Origin of the sequence: Paraliobacillus salinarum, assembly GCF_014083865.1 — a bacterium.
Lineage (GTDB): Bacteria > Bacillota > Bacilli > Bacillales > Amphibacillaceae > Paraliobacillus > Paraliobacillus salinarum.
Genome location: NZ_JACEFA010000004.1, coordinates 202,873 through 225,787, shown reverse-complemented (window position 1 = coordinate 225,787; position 22,915 = coordinate 202,873). Strand labels below are relative to the sequence as shown.

The 22,915-nt window shown below is 36.7% G+C and carries 17 protein-coding genes and 1 riboswitch; of the genes, 14 read left to right on the top strand and 3 right to left on the bottom strand.

The genetic code is table 11. The features are described from left to right. Positions 1–17 precede the first annotated feature (17 nt). From HP569_RS06425 to HP569_RS06415, 3 genes are all read right to left on the bottom strand, one after another. Positions 18–605 carry a TetR/AcrR family transcriptional regulator gene (locus HP569_RS06425; RefSeq protein ID WP_182200332.1) on the bottom strand — a complete coding sequence of 196 codons (588 nt, stop codon included), beginning with the start codon at positions 603–605 and terminating at the stop codon, positions 18–20. 117 nt (positions 606–722) lie between these two features. Continuing rightward, positions 723–1,505, bottom strand: coding sequence for an HAD family hydrolase (locus HP569_RS06420; protein WP_182200331.1), 783 nt, complete (start codon positions 1,503–1,505; stop codon positions 723–725). Positions 1,506–1,571: 66 nt separating this feature from the next. Continuing rightward, a complete protein-coding gene (locus HP569_RS06415; protein ID WP_182200330.1) occupies positions 1,572–2,621 on the bottom strand; it encodes a homocysteine S-methyltransferase family protein in 1,050 nt (349 codons plus the stop codon). A 585-nt stretch (positions 2,622–3,206) separates the two neighbouring features. Further along, positions 3,207–3,310: riboswitch (SAM riboswitch) on the bottom strand. A gap of 129 nt (positions 3,311–3,439) precedes the next feature. On the opposite strand from HP569_RS06415, the gene HP569_RS06410 reads away from it, so the two are divergent. The 14 genes from HP569_RS06410 to HP569_RS06345 all read left to right on the top strand — a co-directional run bounded on the left by HP569_RS06410 (position 3,440) and on the right by HP569_RS06345 (position 22,739). Then, complete coding sequence (locus tag HP569_RS06410) at positions 3,440–3,991, top strand: GNAT family N-acetyltransferase (protein ID WP_182200329.1); 552 nt, start codon at positions 3,440–3,442, stop codon at positions 3,989–3,991. 180 nt (positions 3,992–4,171) lie between these two features. After that, positions 4,172–5,122 (top strand): YybS family protein, encoded by a 951-nt coding sequence (locus tag HP569_RS06405; RefSeq protein WP_182200328.1) that lies wholly within the window; start codon positions 4,172–4,174, stop codon positions 5,120–5,122. A 30-nt stretch (positions 5,123–5,152) separates the two neighbouring features. Further along, positions 5,153–7,120, top strand: coding sequence for a DHH family phosphoesterase (locus HP569_RS06400; protein WP_182200327.1), 1,968 nt, complete (start codon positions 5,153–5,155; stop codon positions 7,118–7,120). 3 nt (positions 7,121–7,123) lie between these two features. After that, complete coding sequence (gene rplI, locus HP569_RS06395; RefSeq protein WP_182200326.1) at positions 7,124–7,570, top strand: 50S ribosomal protein L9; 447 nt, start codon at positions 7,124–7,126, stop codon at positions 7,568–7,570. Positions 7,571–7,680: 110 nt separating this feature from the next. Further along, entirely contained in the window at positions 7,681–9,057 is a 1,377-nt protein-coding gene (dnaB, locus tag HP569_RS06390; RefSeq protein WP_182200325.1) for a replicative DNA helicase, read from the top strand. A gap of 247 nt (positions 9,058–9,304) precedes the next feature. Next, the gene (locus tag HP569_RS06385) at positions 9,305–10,591 is read left to right on the top strand and encodes an adenylosuccinate synthase (RefSeq protein WP_182200324.1); all 1,287 of its coding nucleotides are present in this window, start codon (positions 9,305–9,307) and stop codon (positions 10,589–10,591) included. A gap of 292 nt (positions 10,592–10,883) precedes the next feature. Beyond that, entirely contained in the window at positions 10,884–12,383 is a 1,500-nt protein-coding gene (locus HP569_RS06380; protein ID WP_182200323.1) for a M23 family metallopeptidase, read from the top strand. A gap of 264 nt (positions 12,384–12,647) precedes the next feature. Continuing rightward, positions 12,648–13,352 carry a response regulator YycF gene (gene yycF, locus HP569_RS06375; protein ID WP_182200322.1) on the top strand — a complete coding sequence of 235 codons (705 nt, stop codon included), beginning with the start codon at positions 12,648–12,650 and terminating at the stop codon, positions 13,350–13,352. A gap of 9 nt (positions 13,353–13,361) precedes the next feature. After that, positions 13,362–15,197 (top strand): cell wall metabolism sensor histidine kinase WalK, encoded by a 1,836-nt coding sequence (walK, locus tag HP569_RS06370; RefSeq protein ID WP_182200321.1) that lies wholly within the window; start codon positions 13,362–13,364, stop codon positions 15,195–15,197. Further along, on the top strand, positions 15,194–16,531 hold the full coding sequence (locus HP569_RS06365; RefSeq protein WP_182200320.1) for a YycH family regulatory protein: 1,338 nt from the start codon (positions 15,194–15,196) through the stop codon (positions 16,529–16,531). The genes walK and HP569_RS06365 overlap by 4 nt, the downstream gene beginning before the upstream one ends. Further along, entirely contained in the window at positions 16,512–17,459 is a 948-nt protein-coding gene (locus HP569_RS06360; RefSeq protein ID WP_182200319.1) for a two-component system regulatory protein YycI, read from the top strand. The genes HP569_RS06365 and HP569_RS06360 overlap by 20 nt, the downstream gene beginning before the upstream one ends. Then, a complete protein-coding gene (locus HP569_RS06355) occupies positions 17,456–18,253 on the top strand; it encodes an MBL fold metallo-hydrolase (RefSeq protein ID WP_182200318.1) in 798 nt (265 codons plus the stop codon). Before HP569_RS06360 ends, HP569_RS06355 begins: the two co-directional genes overlap by 4 nt. Before the next feature lie 60 nt (positions 18,254–18,313). Then, positions 18,314–19,543: a S1C family serine protease gene (locus tag HP569_RS06350; protein ID WP_246366951.1), complete on the top strand. Its 1,230-nt coding sequence runs from the start codon at positions 18,314–18,316 to the stop codon at positions 19,541–19,543. A 205-nt stretch (positions 19,544–19,748) separates the two neighbouring features. Beyond that, complete coding sequence (locus HP569_RS06345; protein WP_182200317.1) at positions 19,749–22,739, top strand: endo-beta-N-acetylglucosaminidase; 2,991 nt, start codon at positions 19,749–19,751, stop codon at positions 22,737–22,739. Positions 22,740–22,915: the final 176 nt, after the last annotated feature.

Here is a 22,915-nt window from a genome sequence, read left to right as displayed (position 1 = left end):
ATAAATCCCCCCCAATACTAAGTTGTCTTGTCTGTGCTAGAAATACCGAGCCAAAAAATTTGCCAAGCAGCCTCAAATTTTCTATCTGTGCGTTTATCTCCGCCGTAAACCATTTCCATACCAATTGCATCTAATAAAGCGGAAAAGGCCATCGACGCAGTAGCAGGAGGTTGGTTTATTTCTCCTTGAATAGACGCATGTTTAAAACGCTTCAAGTACAATCGGTCTACTTGATCAATGTAGTCATATAATGAGTCAATTACTTCATCATACAAATGATTAGGAGGAAGAAAAGAATTTCTCAACCATAAATTTAGCCTTTTATCATGGCGAAAGCGATACATATAACTTTGTAACGCATCCCACAGAAAAACCTTTAGTGGCTTATCAAAGTTTGTACTTAAATAATCTTCTTCTCTTTTTAACTCAATCGTATACGTTTCTTTTAATACTTGTAAAAATAAATCATCTTTTCCTTTAAAATGAGTATAGATAGACTGCTTTTTTATTCCCACATTCTTTGCGATAGCTGCAAGTGATGTTCCTTCATAGCCATGAGTAGCAAACAAATTCAATGCAGCATCTTTAATTGCTTGATAAGACATATAAAAACCTCCCTTACGAACGGTCGTCAACATATCATAGCAAAGTATCGAAGCAGTAGCAATAAAATTTAACATAAAAAAGTTACCTCGTTAAAGGTAACTTTCAAAAAATAACGATTAAAGCTTTTTAACTAAACTAATAAGTTCACTAAGGTCGTTAATCTCATAGGTTGGTTTAACATCAGTTAGCTCTTTATCTTCTCTATTAATCCAAACATTGCGAATACCAGCTCGGTTAGATCCTAAAATATCTGTCATCAAGTTGTCACCGACCATAATCGCCTCATCTTTTTCGACATTTGCTAATCCAATAGCATGGTCGAAAATGCTAGGATCTGGCTTTCCTTTGCCAAAAGCACCAGAGATAATGATGTGGTCAAAATAGGGACGTAGCTCAGGTGTAATAGTAAGCTTCTTTTCTTGCAAAGATGGCGCACCATTTGTTAATAAAATAAGCTGATAATTTTCATGCAAATCATCTAATGTTTTATACGTTTCCTCATACACAAAAGGGTGCTTTTCTCTTTCTTTAATAAATCGTTCTGCTAAATCATTTGCAAAGGTTTCATCATCAATACCAAGCTTATTTAAACCACGTTTCCAAGCTTCTTTACGGTAGGCAGGAATAATATCGTACATTTTCTTAAAACCGTCTGACTCATCATCAAAAGTTCCCCATAAACCTTCGAATGGATTAATCCCGATTGATTGTGTGAATTCGTACGTTTCATAAGACGCATACAGTTCCCGCGCGGCTTCTCGGACAGACTCTTCTAATTTAGTAGTATCTAATCCATGTACTTCTTCTGCTACCGCACAAGTCTTTTGAAAAGCTGTTTTTACACTCTTTTTATCCCACAATAACGTATCATCAAGATCAAATATTATTGTTTTAATCATGTTCTAACTCCCTTTGCAACATTTTTATCACTATCATAACAGGAGTTCTATTTCTATGCTATTTCTTTAAGCCTTTGTTCGATAGTTCAGGTTATGATTTTTCAATGTTTTATCTTTACCAAATAAAAAGTGTTTCTCCATATCTGGTGAATAGGTTGAATTAACGGTTTCTATTCCAACTGCTTCTGCTACAGCGCGAAGCATAGCAGGAGATGCACCGCAACATAAACCAATATAATTTACACCAATAGATTTTGCTTGTTTTGCCCATTCCGCCAGTTCATAACGGTTGTGATAAAGTGGATCGAGTGCGGTTGGGAATGACGTCTCTAACCCTCCGTGACATGAGCAGCCGCCATCTGGTAAATTAAAGAACGTTGGGTGCTCTTCTGTTGTTCGATAAGGAACAGGTAAACCAGCAACATAACCGTCTACGTTATCGCGGATTTTCTCTAAATAAGGTTGCATCGTATCTGGCCCTCTAAAGCAATTCATTCCTACAACTAGTGCGCCATGCTCTGAAAGGATACGACATGATTCTTCTACTGTGTAACCATCTCGCAGAATGTTCTCACCCATTAGTCCGATCGTTATCACAGCAGGTAGGTCCTGCTTTGTAATTTCTTCTAATGCAATTATTGCTTCTTCGTGATAATAAAAAGTTTCTCCATTAATATAATCAACACCTTCTTCTTTACACCAACCTATCATTTCAGCAAACATTGTTCTTACTTTATCCTTTGAAGCTTGGTCTTCTGGATCAAAAATATTCGTGTTTGAAATATTGCCGGCAACCAAGGCCTCTTCAGTAGGGTGTTCTTTGGCTACTTCTTTTGCTAATCGAATGGCTTGTCGGTTAAGTGGCTCTAGTAACTCCTCTTTACCGATAATTCGCATCTTTTCACGATGAGCATTATAAGTGAAGGCTAATACAACATCTGATCCCGCTAGCATAAAGTCTCGATACGTTTGTTTAAGTGCTTCAGGGTTATCTAATGCTACTTCTGGAACAAATGATCCTGCTTGTAAGTATCCTCTTCGCTCTAACTCAAACAAATAACCTTCTCCTGCTATAACTGTACCATCTTGCAATCTTTCTACTAAACTACGCTTCATCATATTCCCTCCTATTATTCATTTATCTATACAAACACGGTTACAGCATGGTAACCACATTTCTAACAACATCAGATCAGTAGATAAATTACTCACCCCATTCGCTTTACAAGTTAAAGGGACTCGCTTTCCGCGGACACGACTTCAGCTAACTCGGATAAGCAAAAAACGCTTTCCGAGTGGATCTTCAGTTCGTGTTGTTTCCGCAGGAGTCTCGTCTCCTTTAACTTGCTCCGCTAGTTTTATTTCTATTTTTAACAGTAAGCAACAAGTTATTTTGTTGCCTGTAAAGATATAGCGATTAATTATTCAGATAGGTTATTATCTTTTATAGTGTTTACATGCCTTTACATTAAGGTTAAATTGGCTAATTAGCGTAGGAAATACACGAAGACTCCTAGGGGATCAGCACGATGCGAAGATCCACTTAGTAAATCGATATTTGATTTACTAAGTTAGCTGAGCACGTGCCCCAGGAACGCGAAGTGTATTTCCGAAGCGAAACGCCAGGTTATAATGTAAAAGTTTAAAAAACCTCTCTTCTTTTGATAAGAAGAGAGGTTATGTTTGTGTTTATCCTCGCTCTTCTTATCTTCAGTACATAACACTTCTGGAATTAGCACAGTACCTACATGGGCCTGTTGCTGAGGTTTCAAAGGGCCTAGTCCCTCCACCTCTCTGGATAAGAGATACTTTATTAAATTAAGAACAGTCTAATACAAATAACAGAAAATTTCAACAGTTTATAAAAATTGAGCAAATTTTCTTTTGTTCGATTACAATATAGAAAAGAAGTGCACGCTAAGGGGTGGAAAGTATTGAAGAATAAATTAATTGGAAATAAAATATACATCCGTCAATTACAAAAAGACGATGCAACTGCATTGTTAGAGATCAACAAGGAGAACAGAGAAATATTTAATCGCTATTCTCCTGTTGACAAAGAAGATGCTTTTTTTACATTAGAAAGTCATGAAGAGATGATAGAAGTTCAACAACAGGATTGGTCAGAAGATAGACAATATGGATTTGGTATTTTTATTAATGAAACAGACCAATTAGTAGGAACAGTTAATCTCTTCTTTGTTGAACGTAACGTTGGTGACAAATGTATGATTGGCTATTCACTTGACTACAGATATACCGGACAAGGATATATGACAGAAGCGGTGCATTTAGCTGTTATATTTGCTTTTCAAGAAGCGGGTTTTCATCGGATAGAGGCTGGAGTCATGCCAAGAAATACTGGATCCATTCATGTATTAGAGAATTGCGGATTTACTAGAGAAGGAACCTTACGTGATGAACTTAAAATAAATGGAACGTATGAAGATCATCATATTTATTCACGCTTATCTACAGACAAATGAGAGAATTTTAGCTGAACAATTAATATTTGTCAGCATTTGACCGTATGGTTTATACTTAATGGTATAGATTTTAGCAGAAAGAAGATACAATTATATAAAAGAGAAAAGCTAGTACTTAGGCACAGCACATGGTAGCTGTGCTTTTTCTAAGCTAGTAAAATCAGTAGAGGTGTGAAAGTAATGAATGATACACAACAGTTAAAAGATGGACTAAGGATGGGATTGGTATATCTCCTACTATTATTAGTAGTTGTTTTTTTACCGGGAAGTGAGATATTTGCACTATTTGTACTGCCCATTCCTTTTGTGCTTTATGCAGCGCGATATGGCTATCTTTCTACACTTTTATTAGGCGGATTTGTTATTATTATTTCCGTCATTTTATCGTTGTTTCTTTTTACGGGAACCTTACCATTAACTTTATTGGCGATAAGTGCTGGTACTTTTATTGGTCATGCGATTCATCAAAAACGACACCCTTATGAAACATGGGCATTAGGAACTGTGGGAGTGACCATTGGTTTACTTCTTATCTTTGTGATGGTCCAACTGTTTTCGCAGGTGAATCTTGTTGATCAGTATCAATCAGTTGTTGATGAATCAATAGAGATAACGAAATCAATGGCAGAATCAACAGGACTTCCATTAGGAGCGGACGAGTTAGATTTGATTGAGAAGCAGATGAATCAAATCATTACCCTTTTTCCTTCCATTTTAGTATTTATTTCGATTGGGCTAGCGTTTGCTACACAATGGTTAAGCTATAAAGTGATTTTATGGCAAGAAAAAAAACGATTAGCTTTCCCTCCGTTTCGTACCTTTAGCCTTCCAAAGGGAGTCATTTGGCTTTATTTAGGTACCATTCTTTTGGCGTTTTTACCAATTGGTGCTACTGGGAGCTTAGAAGCGGTGATAGTGAATACAACCAATTTAATGGGAGTGTTGTTTTCTTTACAAGGAATTGCTGTTATCTTATTTTATTCTCATCAAAAACGGCTCTCCAATGCATTTCCTATATTAATTATTCTGTCTTGTATTATTTTTCTTCCAATCGGTCTTTATCTAACTAGAATCTTAGGTATAATTGATATAGGGTTTGATTTAAAGGAGAGAATGAAACAAACAAAGTGAGCTCAGATCTGGGCGTAGGAGCTGAAAAAGATGCCAGATTTATTTAAGAAGCCAACACTAAGTTTACACTTATGGATTATTTATTCCTTATCCTTTCTTTTATTAGGGTTTATTTGGTTCTTCCAATGGATGCTAGGAATTGTTATGACTGTAATTTTAGTGGCTTCATTATATTATAGTGTGCGTTCAGAGAAGCACATTTTGAGTGAGACAGAAGAATATATTTCTACATTGTCTCATCGTGTAAAAAAAGTAGGAGAAGAAGCTTTATTAGAAATGCCAATAGGGATTGTTTTATATAGTGAAGACTTTCAAATTGAATGGACTAATCCTTATATGAATCAGTTTTCTAATAATGAAACATTTGTAGGACAATCACTTGAATATTTTTCGGAGGACCTCATTCCAATGATTAAAGAGGGAAAAGAAGATATTTGGGTTCATTTAGATGAGATAGAATTCAAAGTTTTAGTCAAACGAGAAGAGAGACTACTCTATTTATTTGATCGAACGAAACAAACAGAAATTCAGAATCTATACCAGAATGAACAAACGGTGCTCGGTATTATTTTCTTAGACAATTATGAGGAAATCACTCAAGCAATGGATGATGCGTCTAGAAGTCAGATTAATTCGAATGTCACCTCCACGCTTAATGAATGGTCAAATAAATACGGCATCTATTTAAAGCGTATTTCACAAGAGCGCTTTTTAGCTGTAATGAATCAGGAAATTCTACAAGAACTAGAGAATTCCAAGTTTGAAATTTTAGATGAAGTAAGAGAACTAGTATCGGATAAAAATGTGCCACTAACGCTAAGTATTGGGATAGGGTTCGGTGGAGCATCATTACCAGACTTAGGTGAAACAGCACAATCTAGTGTTGATCTGGCATTGGGGCGCGGTGGTGACCAAGTCGTATTAAAAGATGAAACCGGAAAAGTTCGTTTCTATGGTGGGAAAACAAACCCGATGGAGAAACGAACAAGAGTAAGAGCACGTGTCATTTCTCATGCCTTGAAGCAACTTGTTCAGGAAAGTGATCAAGTCTTAATTATGGGTCATAAGTCACCAGACATGGATGCGATTGGTGCAGCCATTGGGATATCAAAAATAGCAGAGGCGAACGACATAAATGGATTTGTTGTGGTCGATGAAAATGACATTGATACTGGTGTACAACGATTAATGGAAGAGATAAGAGGAGATGAAGATTTATGGTCCAATTTTGTATCGCCAGTAGAAGCAATGGAACTCATTACAAAAAACACATTGGTTGTTGTTGTCGATACACATAAACCATCTCTTGTTATCGAAGAAAAATTATTAAACAAGACCGATCATGTTGTCGTTATTGACCATCACAGACGAGGAGAGGAGTTTATCGAACACCCAACCCTTGTTTATATGGAGCCATATGCTTCATCAACTGCCGAGTTAGTAACGGAACTACTTGAATATCAGCCCAACGCATTGAAGTTAAACAGATTAGAATCAACAGCGTTACTTGCTGGAATTATTGTAGACACGAAAAGCTTTACCCTAAGAACGGGTTCAAGAACGTTTGATGCTGCTTCCTATTTACGCTCAAAAGGCGCAGATACGATTTTAGTGCAACGTTTTATGAAGGAAGATTTAGATATTTATATTAAAAGAAGCCATTTGATTGAAAGTACAACAATATACCGAGACAATATTGCAATCTCCCTTGGCAAAACAGGTCAAAGATATGGACCAGTAATTATTGCACAAGCAGCAGATACATTACTTACAATGAGTGGAATCAGCGCATCCTTTGTCATATCTGAAAGACAAGATGGACGAATCGGTATTAGTGCACGATCACTAGGAGAAGTGAATGTCCAATTAATTATGGAAAGCATGAACGGTGGCGGTCATTTAACTAATGCAGCGACACAATTAGACGATGCTTCTATACAGGACGCCTATGAACAATTAAAAGAAATTATTGATAATTATCTTGAAGGAGGAGACTGACAGATGAGAGTAATATTTCAAAAAGATGTAAAAGGAAAAGGAAAAAAAGGAGAAGTGAAAAACGTTTCTGACGGTTACGCAAGAAACTATCTTCTAAAAAATAATTTGGCAATTGAGGCAACACACGGAAATATGAAGGCTTTGGAAGCTAAACAAAGTAAAGAGCAACAACTAGAGCAAGAAGAAGTTGATGAAGCAAAACGACTAAAAGAAAAGCTTGCGAATATGGAAGTAGAATTAAAAGCAAAATCAGGCGATAATGGTCGTTTGTTTGGCTCTATAACAAGCAAACAAATTGCGGAAGAATTAAAGAAGACACACAACATTAAAATGGACAAACGTAAAATTGAACTAGATAATCCTATTCGAGCACTAGGCTATACCAATGTACCTGTAAAAATTCATCCTGAAGTGACCGGGACAATTAAAGTCCATGTAAAAGAAGTGTAATCTATTGTAAGCAAACTTATTTTACTTTATTTGAAAGTACGAATTTTAATAATGAGTATGGGATATAGCACGTCCCATACTCATCTGTGCTAGGTGAAGGGGGAATACGTGTGAGTGAGTCTTGGGAAGAGCAACGAACACCGCCACATAATATGGAGGCAGAGCAAGCCGTACTAGGTGCAATATTTTTAGAGCCAGAATCGATGTCCACTGCTTCAGAATTGTTAGTACCATCAGACTTCTATCGTGCAAGCCATCAACGTATTTTCCAAGTCATGATGCAATTATCTGATCGAGGCGAGCCAATAGATTTAGTAACTGTAACGACAGCCTTATCTAATGCCAAGCTATTAGATGACGTTGGTGGTGTTTCCTTTCTTAGTGATTTAGCCAATGCTGTGCCCACAGCTGCAAATATCGGTTACTATACAAAAATTGTAGAAGAAAAAGCGTTATTACGCAGATTGATACGTACCGCTACAGATATTGTTACGGAAAGCTTCTCTAAAGAAGACGAAGTTGAAGAAGTCTTAAGTGAAGCGGAAAAGAATATTCTAGAAGTTTCTAACCGAAAAAATAGTGGAGCTTTTAAAAATATTAAAGATGTTTTAATCGAAGTATATGATAATATTGAACAACTTCATCAAAATAATGCCGAGGTAACAGGTATCCCAACCGGTTTCCGTGATCTAGATAAAATAACGTCTGGTTTTCAGCGAAATGACTTAATTATTGTTGCGGCCCGTCCTTCTGTTGGTAAGACTGCCTTTGCATTAAACATTGCACAAAATGTTGCAATAAAAACGGATGAGAATGTGGCAATCTTCAGTCTAGAGATGGGAGCAGAGCAGCTAGTTAATCGTATGCTTTGTGCAGAGGGGAATATCGATGCCCAACGGTTAAGAACCGGTCACTTAGAATCTGAAGACTGGGGAAAGTTGACCATGGCGATGGGTAGCTTATCAAATGCTGGGATTTTTATTGATGATACCCCTGGAATACGTGTAAATGAAATAAGATCCAAATGTCGTCGTCTAAAACAGGAGCATGGATTAGGAATGATCTTGATTGATTATTTACAATTGATTCAAGGTAGTGCCAACTCCAAAGAGAACAGACAACAAGAGGTTTCTGAGATTTCGCGGTCTTTAAAAGGACTAGCAAGAGAATTGAATGTTCCACTCATTGCACTATCTCAGCTCTCTCGTGGTGTAGAATCAAGGCAAGATAAACGCCCAATGATGTCTGATTTGCGTGAATCAGGAAGTATTGAGCAAGATGCTGATATTGTAGGTTTCCTATATCGTGATGATTATTATGATAAAGAATCTGAAAAGCAAAATATTATTGAAATTATTTTGGCGAAGCAACGTAATGGCCCGGTGGGAACGGTCGAATTAGCCTTTGTGAAAGAATATAATAAGTTTGTGGACCTTGATCATCGTTATCAAGCCGAAGATATTCCTCCTGCTGGTGTAGGCGGATAAATGATCCATCCTGAGAATAAACTCAGGGTGGTTTTTTTATGAGAAAAATGCTGTATTATAAGCAAAGAAAAGGAACTAAACGACCAAAAGTCGAACGAATAATTGTAATAAAACAAAAATGTTCGTTTATTTATTGACAATAAGTGAACAAAATTGGTACACTTACTTTGGTATTTCATGAGAAAAATAGTATAAAATAAATGAAAGACACCCGAATGATTAGTTAAGCTAAATGGAGGTAAGGCACATGTCATCAGTAGTAGTGGTTGGAACGCAATGGGGCGATGAAGGAAAAGGAAAAATCACTGACTTTTTATCGCAAAATGCAGAAGTAGTTGCTCGTTATCAAGGCGGTAACAACGCAGGGCATACAATAAAGTTTGATGGAGAAACATATAAACTTCACTTAATTCCATCCGGTATCTTTTTTCAAGAAAAGACAAGCGTATTAGGAAACGGAATGGTTATTGATCCAAAAGCAATGATTGAAGAGTTAAAATATTTACATGATAAAGGTGTAAAAACAGACAACCTTCGTGTCAGCAACCGTGCACATGTGATTTTACCCTATCATATTAAACTAGATTTATTACAAGAAGAAGATAAAGGTGTAAATAAAATTGGTACAACCAAAAAAGGGATTGGACCGGCATACATGGATAAAGCAGCTAGAACAGGAATTCGGATTGCCGATTTACTAGATAAAGAAGTATTTCAAGAAAAACTCGAACAAAATTTAGCTGAAAAGAATCGCTTATTCACAAAAGTATATGAAACAGAGGCATTAAAAGTAGAAGATATCTTAGAAGAATATTATGAATATGGTCAGCAAATAGCGAAGTATGTGACAGACACATCTGTTGTATTAAATGATGCATTAGATCAAGGACGTCGTATCTTATTTGAAGGTGCACAAGGTGTGATGCTTGATATCGATCAAGGGACATATCCTTTTGTTACATCATCTAACCCAATAGCAGGCGGTGTTACGATTGGTTCTGGTGTAGGACCTTCAAAGATTGATCACGTAGTAGGGGTATCAAAAGCATACACCACTCGTGTTGGTGATGGACCATTTCCTACAGAATTACATGATGAAATCGGTGATCAAATCCGTGAAGTTGGTCGGGAATATGGAACAACGACTGGTCGCCCACGCCGTGTTGGTTGGTTTGACAGTGTTGTTGTTCGTCATGCACGCCGTGTAAGTGGTATAACTGACTTATCATTAAATTCAATTGATGTACTAACCGGTATTGAAACATTAAAGATTTGTGTAGCATATAAGTACAATGGAAAAATCATGGAGGAGTTCCCTGCTAGCTTAAAAGTTCTAGCTGATTGTGAGCCTGTGTATGAAGAATTACCAGGCTGGACTGAAGATATTACTGGTGTAAAAAATCTAAGCGAGCTTCCAGTTAATGCACGTCACTATATTGAGCGTATCTCTCAGTTGACACAGATTCCATTATCTATCTTTTCTGTTGGACCAGATAGAACACAAACGAATGAAGTCCGAAGCGTTTATAGCTAAATTTAATAGGCAATATCTATGAAAGATCTACTTGAATGAGTAGGTCTTTTGTTATATGCCAAACTACTAATTTAATTGTAATAATACAGGGTATTTATGGTAGAAAGCTTGTTATATAGTAATAAACATCACGTAAATAGGTTGATTTTAGTATAAAAATGGAATTTATGATACAGTTTTATTACAGTTTGTTTAAAAGGGTTTAAATGTATATCTACTATATGGTAGCCTATAATAGGTTTAAAAATCATAGAGAACGGGAAAAATGGTTCGCTGTAGGAGGACTAGGAAGATGCGTAAGAACGAAAGAATAGTAAGTAATAAAAAAACGAATTCGCTAAGCCTATGGAAAAAAACAGCTATTACGACACTACTTGGTGTGGGTCTCACATTTAATGTTGTCGGTGCAGAAAAGGAACTTGATACCGTTTATCATGTTTATTTAGATGGAGAACATATTGGATCTGTTGATGACAAAGACGTAATTAATTCCTACATAGATGAACGTATAGACAAAAAAGAGAAAGCAAACGATGCTTACACTTATGCAGTTAAACAAGAAGTCTCTTATGTTTCAGAACGTACATTTAACTCTAGAACAAACAACCAAAAAGTACTAGAGACTGTTGAAGAAGAGATTGCTATTTATGTTAATGCTTTCGAATTACAAATCGGAGGCAAGGCAGCAGGATTCTTTAAAGATGAAGAGACAGCAAAAAAAGCACTTTACGAGTACAAAGCAAAGTATGTTGATAAAGAAATTTTAGATAAATTTGAACAAGAACAAAAAGAGAAAGAAACAGAACAACAAGAAGAAGCTAACAAAGAAACAGATAAAAAAGAGGAAACAGATAAAAAGGAAGTTAACTTATCTGTTGGAGACTCTTCAACATTAGAAATCGCTCTATCAGAAGAAGTATCTTTTGAACAACGAAAAGTGAAAGAGGATGAAGTGTTAACAGTAGAGCAAGGTGTAGAGTTGCTTAAAAAAGGAACACTAGAAGAGAAAAAACATACCGTGGTAGAAGGCGACGTGCTTGGTTCAATCGCCGCACAATATGATTTAGACACTGCTAAATTATTAGAGTTAAATGAAGGTCTATCAGATGACTCTGTATTACAAATAGGACAAGAACTTCGTGTTACGGCTTATGCCCCATTTGTAAACGTAATTGTGAAAAAAGAAGAAAAAGTAGAAGAAGACATTTCATATGAAAAAGAAGTGAAAGAGTCAGAAGATATGTACAAAGGTGATTCAAAAGTACAACAAGAAGGAAAAGACGGTAAAAAAGAAGTACAATATGCACTAGAAATAGTGAATGGCAAAGTGAAAAATAAAGAAGTTGTATCAGAAGAAGTTACGAAAGAACCTGTGAAGGAAATTGTTGTTAAGGGAACAAAAGTAATGCCTTCAAGGGGTTCAGGCAGCTTCGCTTGGCCAACAGTTGGCGGATATGTTTCAAGTAATATGGGTTCACGATGGGGCTCTTTCCATAAAGGAATGGATATTGCACGTCCGAGCAATCGTGCAATTCTAGCAGCAGACAACGGCACAGTAGTATCTGCAGGCTGGGATAACGGTGGATATGGAAATAAGATCGTTATTAACCATAACAACGGATACAAAACAATTTATGCACACTTATCTTCTATTAGTGTTAGACCTGGTCAAACAGTAACAAGAGGATCAAAAATCGGTGTAATGGGTACTACCGGAAATTCAACAGGCGTACATTTACACATTGAAGTATATAAAAATGGGTCGTTGATTAACCCAGCTAGCGTATTTTAATTAGATAAATAAAAATATTTAAAAAGACCCTTGTTGTAGTAGCAGCAAGGGTCTTGTGTATATATCAGAAACCTTAAAACTCTAGTATATAATCATGGATAGCGAAACAATTCTACTATAAAAAAGACATTTACGTTAAAGTACGATAAAATATAACTAATGCTAGTTATTACAATAATAAAAACTAGCAATGACAACAAAGCAAAAAGACCATACAAGATAAATAACTTTAAACCATATATACATTGAAGGAGGCAACAACAAATGAGTCAAAAAATATTAGTAGTCGATGATGAAAAACCAATTGCAGATATATTGAAGTTCAATCTAGAAAAAGAAGGATATGAAGTCGTTTGTGCGTACGATGGGGATGAAGCAATACGTTTAACCGATCAAGAAAAACCGGACTTACTTCTATTAGATATTATGCTGCCAAACCGAGATGGTAATGAAGTGTGTAAAGAAATTAGAAAGGAACATAATATGCCAATTATCATGTTGACGGCAAAGGATTCAGAAATTGACAAGGTACTTGGATTAGAATTAGGCGCAGATGATTACGTCACAAAGCCATTCAGTAATCGTGAGGTAATCGCTAGAGTAAAAGCTAACCTTAGAAGGCAACAACAACCCGCAACAGACAATGCTAGATCAAATAAGGATATACAGATCGGTTCTTTAGTCATTCATCCGGATGCCTATACCGTAACAAGAGATGGCACTTATGTAGAGTTAACCCATAGAGAATTTGAATTATTACACTACTTAGCACGCCATATTGGTCAAGTAATGACACGCGAACACTTATTAGAAACAGTTTGGGGTTATGATTATTATGGAGATGTACGAACCGTTGATGTAACAGTCAGACGTTTACGCGAGAAAATTGAAGACAATCCAAGTAATCCTTTATGGATTGTTACTAGAAGAGGTGTTGGGTATTATTTACGTAACCCTGAACAGGAGTAACAAATAATTATGAAAAAGGTTAAAGTGACACAATCGATCCAATTTAAAATCATTATGATTATGATTTTATTACTTTTGCTAGCCTTTCAAGTAATTGGGGCATACTTTGCCAAGGAACTACAAGATGACCTAGAAGAAAACTTTATTAATAATATTGAAGAGCGTTTAGATGTATTAACATACAATGTTAAAGAAGCACTTCAAGAACAACGACCTGAAGAAGGAAACGGGAATGCCTTGCAACAAGACATTCAAAACATTGTTGATTTGTACGGAAGAAGTGAATCTTATTCCACATTGCAAGTCATTGATCGTCAATATCGTATTATTGGTGCAAACACACAACAAGAAGACATAGGTAAAATAATTACGAGTGAGAATACACCGATTCGTAATGCTATTTTATATAATGTCGATACAGAAACTGTGCAGCGCGATGCACATACTGGAGACCGCCAGCTTGTTAGGGTAGTTCCTATTTATGAACAAGATCAATCTTTAGGTGTCATTTACTTAAAAGCATCGATGGAAAAAGAAGTTTATGCACAACTTGATAATATTAACAATATCTTTTTAAATGGAACAATTATTGCCATTATAATTAGTGCGTTAATTGGTGTGCTTGTTGCTAGATCGATTACGAAGCCAATAACAGAAATGCGTAGACAAGCACTGATTATGGCTCAAGGTGACTTTACAAAAAAGGTAAATGTTTATGGAAATGATGAAATTGGCCAACTAGCCACAACCTTTAATGATATGAGCAGCAAGATAAAGTTGGCCAATCATAAGACAGAGGAAGAACGAAGGAAATTAAGTACCGTTCTTTCCAACATGTCAGATGGTGTTATTGCTACAAATGAATATGGTCAAATTACGTTAATGAATGAACCTGCATCGATTTTAATAGATCAATCATTTGAGGACGTAAAAGATGAGTCAATTATTGATGTATTACAAATAGAAGATTACACAGTAGAATCATTAGCGTTTCAAGATGCAGGATCAATTACCATTGACTTTAGTGATGATGAGCAATTTTTCTTAATCAAAGCAAATTTCTCTGTCGTTCAAGATGAACAAGGTGAATTTACTGGCCTCATCACCGTAATAAGTGATGTAACAGAACAAGAAAAAATCGAAAAAGAACGACGAGAATTTGTTTCCAATGTGTCTCACGAGCTTCGCACACCGCTAACAACGATGCGAAGTTATTTAGAGGCTTTAACAGATGGTGCTTGGGAAGATAAAGAAATTGCACCACAGTTTTTACAAGTAACACAAAACGAAACAGAACGAATGATTCGTTTAGTTAATGATCTGCTGCAGTTATCAAAAATGGATCATAAAGAACAGCCAATGCAAAAAGAGCGAGTGAATATTGTTCCATTTTTCCACCATGTATTGGATCGTTTTGAAATGAATAAAGAAGAATCTATTTTAATTGAACGACATATACCGAAAGATAGTTTGTTCCTTTGGGTTGACAAAGACAAAATAATTCAAGTAATAGACAATATTATTTCGAATGCAATAAAATATTCACCGCCAAATGGGACGATTATCTTTAGAGTAATGAAAGAAAGGCAACGTATTAAAGTAAGTATAACGGATCAAGGGCCTGGTATTGCGCGAGATAAGCTTGATCGTATTTTTGATCGTTTTTACCGAGCGGACAGAGCGCGCTCTAGACAACTTGGTGGAACTGGCTTGGGACTTGCCATTGCAAGAGAAATCATCACTACTCACCATGGACAAATATGGGCGGATAGTGTTGAGGGTAAAGGGACAACAATTATATTTACTTTACCGCTTATTAATCGAAAGCGGGGTGAGAAAGCATGAAACTCGAAACTTGGACAACAATCGTCTTAATTTTCTTGGTTGTGCTAAGCTTGCTTTTAACAATTGCTATTTGGAATTACCAACCGAGCAATGAAGAATTAGCGAGTAATGAAGATTTAATTGAGGCTCAGCTCTCGGGAGAAGCTCAAACAAAGCGAGAAACAATTCAACCCTCACAAATTATCTATCATGTGGCAGGGCAACCAGTTGGGTTAAAAATGAAAGAAGACGAACTTTCATTATATGAAGAAATGCAAACATGGTCTATCTTTGATTTTTCCAAAACGGAGATAGATTACGAGGCAATCAACAAGGAGCAAAACCTAACAGAAATTATATTCCCAACAGCAGTGCCTAATGAAATTGTGCGTGATTTATTTATGGTAGACGATGAATTGATACCAGAAGGCAGTTTTGATAGATTATATATTAATTTATCAAATAGTCAAGGAGATCCACAGCTCGTATTTATTAATGCAAGTACAGGCGCTGCGATTCGAGCTAGTGTTCAAAATTATAGTCAAATAGTGACCTATTTAAACAACTATCGCGATAATAATGTGACATCGAATTATCTTGTATATAAAAATAATGAGGATGTGAATATTTATTTACCTCAAGAACTAAGTATATCGTCTTACCTATCTTCTTATAAAGAGATAGAAGTCAATCCATTTATTAATTTGCTATTTAAAACCCCTTCTTCCGTCAAAAGCTCCTTTCTAAAAGAGGGTGCAATGATTTATACGGATGGTACAAGGGAGTTGACGAGAGATACGAATCGGATTAGCTTCACTGATCCAACTAATGCGACATCAACAAATGACCAAGAGATTGATGACTATCAATTGTTAGATCAAGTGCATAATAATTTTATTAATACGCACTTAGGATTTACAGCCGACGATCCATATCGATTTATCTTGACGGACTTGTCTACTACCGCGAGAACAAATGTCGTCAATTATAATTTGAGTTTTAACGGACGGCCAGTGTATCAAATTGATTCACTAACTAGGATATCTGTGCAATGGCATGATCAAAAAGTGCATAAATATATTCACCCCAACATTCAATTGCTCGATATTCGTGGACCAGGACAAGAGTCTAATATACTGGACGCATCTGCTGTCATATCTATTTTGCAAGGAGACAGCTATACAAATCGCTCTGTATACGATGTGACGATTGGCTATAAATTAGAACAACAAAGCGGAAGGCAGCTTTATAAGCTAACACCTACTTGGTATGTGAAGGTAATCGGAGGATGGGAAGAATTAGAGTTGCCGGAGCAAAGGATAGGGGGAGTACAAGATGCAGTGGAATCAAACTAAGCTATTGTTTATTATCTGCTTCCTTGTCCTTGATATATTTCTCATCCAACAACTGCTAACGAAAGACGAATATAAGTATAGTGAAGAATCGTCGACAGAAGAAGAGATTGCTTCGAATATTGAAGGCATAGAAGAAAATGTGTCTGATGAATCTTTTAAGGCACCATTGATCTATGCGATGAATAAAGCGTATTCTGAAACTGATATTGCTAAATTAGAACAGCTTGATAATCAGAAACAACTCATTGTAAACGATTATTTATTAATTGGTCGTTTTACAGAACCGGTACCAATTGATGTTGAAGAAGAAGGTTATCAAGAACAGCTTGATAATTTAATATTAAATAATAAGCAATACACGTATTGGGGCAAGGACTCGTCGAAGAATATTCTTGTTTTCTTTCAACGAATGGATCTACCTATTTTTTATAATAAAAATGCACTGCTTATCATTCAATTAAATGATGATGGGGAAATGACACAATACATTCAGACGATGATGGAAAAAGAAGATAATGAACAACAAGAACCAGAAAAATTAAATTCACAAATGAATGCTATTTCTACCCTATTCTTAAAGGAGAATTTGATTGAGACTGGTGACAAAGTAACAGCTGTCAATTTGGGATATCATAATCTAATTTCTCTTCCTAATGGAGAGCAAGTATTAAATCCTACATGGAATGTACAAGTAAATGAATCACAAGAATATTTTGTCAACGCAATTGAGGGACATAATTACCCCGACAATAATAATTTTGTTGAAACTACCTATAAAGAATTTATTAAAGAAATAGGAACACCCGAAACAAGCAGCATGCTCTATCTTCAAACTGAGGATGAAGAGGAAGAACAGGCGCTATATGAAACAATAAAGGACAGTTTATTAAACATTGTCGATACAACAATTGGAGTGGGAAATGAATGACGTTACGTTTTTCAGTATTAGCATCAGGCAGCACAGGCAATGCATTTTATATCGGTACAGATAAGGAAAATATATTAGTCGATGCAGGGTTAAGTGGAAAGCAAATGGAGCGCTTGTTAACAGAGGCGCATATTGATCCTGGCAAGCTCTCTAAAATACTTGTCACACATGAGCATAGTGATCATATTAAAGGATTAGGGATCATGGCTAGAAAATATAACTTGCCCATTTACGCTAATGAAAAGACATGGAAGGCAATGGAGGGTTCAATCGGGAAAATCACCCTGGATCAGAAATTCACCTTCAACATGGAAGAGACAAAAATTTTCGGTGATATTGATGTAACATCATTCGGTGTATCACATGATGCTGCAGAACCGATGTTTTACACCTTTCATCACGACGGAAAAAAAGTAGCCATCGTGACTGATCTTGGCTATGTATCAGAAAGAATAAAGAAAACAGTAGAAAACGCTGATGCTTTAATCTTTGAAGCCAATCATGATGTATCGATGCTACAAATGGGACGTTATCCTTGGAACGTAAAACGTCGTATTCTAGGTGATAGTGGACACGTTTCAAATGATGATGCTGCCTTGGCGTTGTCTGATATAATAGGCGATCAGACAAAACGAATTTATCTTGCTCATTTAAGTAAAGATAATAATATGAAAGAGCTAGCACGAATGTCAGTAGAAAATCATTTAATAGAAAAAGGTTTTCCAATAGGTAGTCAGCTTGAAATACATGACACCGATCCAAATGCACCAACTCCTTTGTGCGAAATCGTTTAAAAATGTTGTAATGAGGCACACTAGCATTAAACGAGATAGTAAAGAGAGGATGCGTTTTACGTGAATTATAATGATCCGTATCAGCCTAACCATACCGATCAAAATAAACGCAAAAGAAAATCTTGGGTTGTACCAAGTTTATTAGGAATGGTCGTTGGTGTGTTATTATTTGCAGCAGTCTTACCAAGTTTAATCCGATATGATATTTTACCTTATCAAATTATTCTCCCAGAATCAGCTTATCAACAGGAACAGTCTACTGGAGATAATGAACTCCCTTCTTTAGTAAAACCGATGAGTGTAGATATCTCTACTCAAATTACTGAGGTTGTTGAGAGAGTAGCTCCTACGGTTGTAGGAATAGAGAATCTTCAAGCTACATCGATCTTTTCTGAGGAAGCGGGAAGTGAGGCAGGAACTGGATCAGGAGTTATTTATAAACTGCAAGGAGATAAGGCATTTGTAGTTACCAATTACCACGTGGTAGATGGTGCTGATCAAATTGAAGTTATTTTATCCGATGATTCAAGATTATCTGCGAAGCTTCGAGGTAGTGATCTGTTCATGGATTTAGCAGTACTTGAAATGGACCGAGATGCCGTAGAGCACGTCGCCACTTTAGGAGACTCTGATCATGTTAAAGTTGGAGAGCCAGCCATTGCTATTGGAAATCCATTAGGTTTAGATTTATCTGGATCTGTCACACAAGGAATAATTAGCGGTAAACGACGAGCAATTCCTCAAGATTTTAATGGGGATGGTCGAGCCGATTGGCAAGCAGAGGTAATCCAAACCGATGCAGCAATAAATCCAGGTAATAGCGGGGGCGCGCTAATTAATATGGATGGCCAGTTAATTGGCATCAATTCCATGAAGATCGCACAATCGTCTGTAGAAGGGATTGGATTTGCTATTCCAATAAACGATGCGATTCCAGTTATAGAAGAATTGGAAAAAAACGGACGAATGTCACGTGCCTTTTTAGGCGTAGAAGCATATTCATTAGAAGATGTTGCACAAGTCGAATGGGCGAGAAGCTTGAGTTTGCCTAGTGAAGTAACTAGCGGGATCTATGTGCAAAGCGTAGAACCTAGATCACCTGCATCAGAAGCTGGTTTGACTACTTATGATGTTATTACTGCATTAGATAACGAACCAATTCAAAACATTATTGATTTGCGTAAGCATCTCTATCAAGATAAAAAGCCAGGAGATCAAATGACAGTAACGTTTTATCGTGATGGAAGCAAGCAGAGTACGAATGTAACATTAACAGCACAAGAACAATAAGGTAACGAGCGGTAGCAAAAGATGCCGCTCGTTACCTTATTTTTTATTTGAATACAATGCGCTTTATTGCAAATGCATAAAAAACTGAAATTTTAGATTTAATTTTCCCATTAAATCTATTAATACTTCACTATTTAAACCAAAAAAGGAATTTTATAATAAATGAAAGGGCTTTCAAAACAAACCTTTAGAAAGGAAGGATAATATGAGGAGAAAACGAAATAAGTTTTACACTCGTATGTTATCTGTATTAGCCACTTTCATGTTATTTAGTTCAATGGGAGTGAATGAAGTAAGAGCCGAAGTGAATGGGGATGGAACAGATGTCGTCAATGAGAATTATGCGGAGCATCTTAGTCTTAAGCCGTTGGCCCCGGCTTTTAACGTGGAAACGTTGCTAAAGTGGTCGCCTGAAAATGACCCTGATGCAGAATTGAACCGTGCTAGTATTCCTTTAAACAAAAATCGCTTTAAAGGATCGCAAGTTAATCCATTAGCTAATCCAAAAGCGGGTATTACTTCTGCTTCCATCACAACATGGAATCATGATGAGGCAAGCTCTGTAGGAAGTAATGAATTCAATGTTTACGCCTTTGATAACTGGCAGTTGCTTGATTCATACATTTATTGGGCGGGTACGAGTGAGGGAATTTTCGCCATTCCAACACCGGATATCGTTGATGCTGCTCATAAGAATGGTGTTCCAGTCTATGCAACGCTTGGTTTCCCATGGGGTAATTCACCTGAAGGGGTTGCGGAAATAGAAGCATTTACGCAGCAGAAAGCAGATGGTAGTTTCCCAGTAGCAGACAAAATGATTGAAGTAGCGCAATACTTTCGATTTGATGGCTATTTCTTTAATCAGGAAACATATGGTGTTAGTAAACAGACAGCAGAACGCATGAATGAAATGATGGGCTATATTAAGCGGAATTCAAAACTTAATGTAAGCTGGTATGATGCACAAGATAATAATGGTGCCATTAACTATCAAAATGCTATCAATAGTAAGAATGACATGTACGTAAAACCAGCTGAGGATGGTGTTTACGCCGTTGATGAATTCTTTTTAAACTATAACTGGTCAACGAACAAAATTAATACTACCGTTGAAACAATGAACGGTCATAAGCGTAATCCTTTTGATGCCTATGCAGGTTTTGAATTACAACAGAATGCGTATAATACAAAAGTCAATACGGATGCACTGTTAAATGAGGACAAGCAGCCAAAGGTTTCCATCGCGCTTTATACACCAAATTCAACAATGGGAATAGCCAAAGATCCAGCTGATTTCCATGAAAAAGAAAAAACATTGTGGACAGGGCCTCAGGGTGACCCTGCACTTGCCGATGATTCTGCTGATTGGAAGGGGATGGCTCGCTTTGTAACGGATTCGTCTGTTATTAAGGAAAAGCCTTTTACGACTAATTTTAATAGTGGACACGGAAAACAATATTTTGTAAATGGAAAAATAGCCAGTAAACTAGAATGGAATAACCGTTCTATTCAAGATATTATGCCTACTTGGCGCTGGTGGGTCCGCAATGAAGGAAGCAGAATCAATGTTTCATATGATTTTGATAAAGCCTATAATGGTGGCAACGCACTAGAATTCAGTGGTACACTTGATGCCGGTTCTGTTAATGACACAATGCTTTATAGCACAAAACTATCTGTAACTGATTCAACTAAGGTACGTGTAGTTTATCAAAATCCTACAGGGGGAGACGTGTCACTTGGTGTGGCTTACAGTAAGGATTATGCGCAGGATAAGATGAAATATTATTCATTGCCTAAGTCAGGCGCCGAGTGGAAGACAACAGTTGTCGATCTTGGGAAGGATGCCGGAAAAACAGCCCATGCGTTAAGTTTAAAAGTAAGTAATGCTGACAAAATGGATGACTATTCAATCCATTTAGGTCAGTTGTCAGTCTATGATGAAAAAGCAGCGGTTCTAACAAAGCCTTCAGATGTAAAAATTATAAAAAAGATGCCTAGGACAGCGTTTGAGGCAGAAGCACGTTTGAGCTGGGCTGACAATGACCTATACTATGAGGTTTACCAAGAAAATGCTGATGGAGTAGAAACACTTCTAGGTGTAACACCAAATAACTATTTCTACACACCAAATATTACACGTACTACTGAAAATGCTGCATCTGATAATGTTACTTTGCTAAAGGTGGTACCGGTCAATCGTGATTATGTGCGTGGAGAAGCCGCTGAAGTTCGATTTGATTGGGGCATGGATACAGATGCAACAGAAATAGAGCAAAATCCTACTTCACCCAATGTTGCTCTTAATGCAAAAGTAACTGGTGTGTCAGCGGAAAACGATGCGGAGCCCGCCGTTAAAGCAATAGACGGTACAGAAATTGGTAACAGCAAGTGGTGTGCAACCAATATGGAAAGTGGTTATATGAGCATTGATATTGGTGAAAAGAAAACGATCCGTCGTTGGCGCGTAGAACACGCAGAACATGGCGGTGAAGCAAGTAACATGAACACCGTTGATTTTGAACTCCTTTATAAGGATGATAACGGGGAGTGGATTAGTGCTAAAAGGATTACAGATAATACAAAAGCTGTAACCGACATTATTTTAGATGAGCCTATTACAGCAAGAGAATTCAAACTACAGATTCATGATAGCGGGAATTCTCCTTGGGGTGCTATCCGTATTTATGAGTGGCAAATGTTTGAAAGCGACGCTCTCCCTAGAACAGATAATATTATGATGCATTTTGTGACAGCAGAAAATAATGAGGGAGATCAAGATCAGGTTACCATTGATAGAGTTAAAAAGAATCAAACGGTTCGATTATACAACTCCATAGATGGACAGGTTGTGTTAGCAGAAACGACGGCTGAACAAGATGGTAGCATTACATTTAATCAGCTAGACTTCGGTAGTACTGAATCTGGAAGGATCTACTATACTGTTCAAACTGCAGGTCAAAGGGAAAGCTTAAGATTTAGTGTGGCTTATTTAAATGAAGAGGTAACAAAGGTCATTCATCAAATTAATGATTTGCCGAGTGTCGACGACTTAACTATTGATGATAAGCATATTGTTAATAATTGTAAAGTCGCTTACAACAAACTGCATCCCAAACGAAGAGAACAAGTCACTAACCATGACCGTCTAGTTCAGGCCATGGAGCGTATGAAGCAGTTGAAAAAGAGCTCATAGACTCACTCAAGTTCATTCTGTCAAAAGAGGTTAGCCCTTCGTAGCATTTATGCGAAAAGGGGGTGACCTCTTTTGTATCACTTACTTAAATCAATGAACTAATTTAATAAACACTGTAATAACTTTATGAGTTACAATCATTCTATTGCTAGTGGCTATGGTTTTTTTTATTGTAG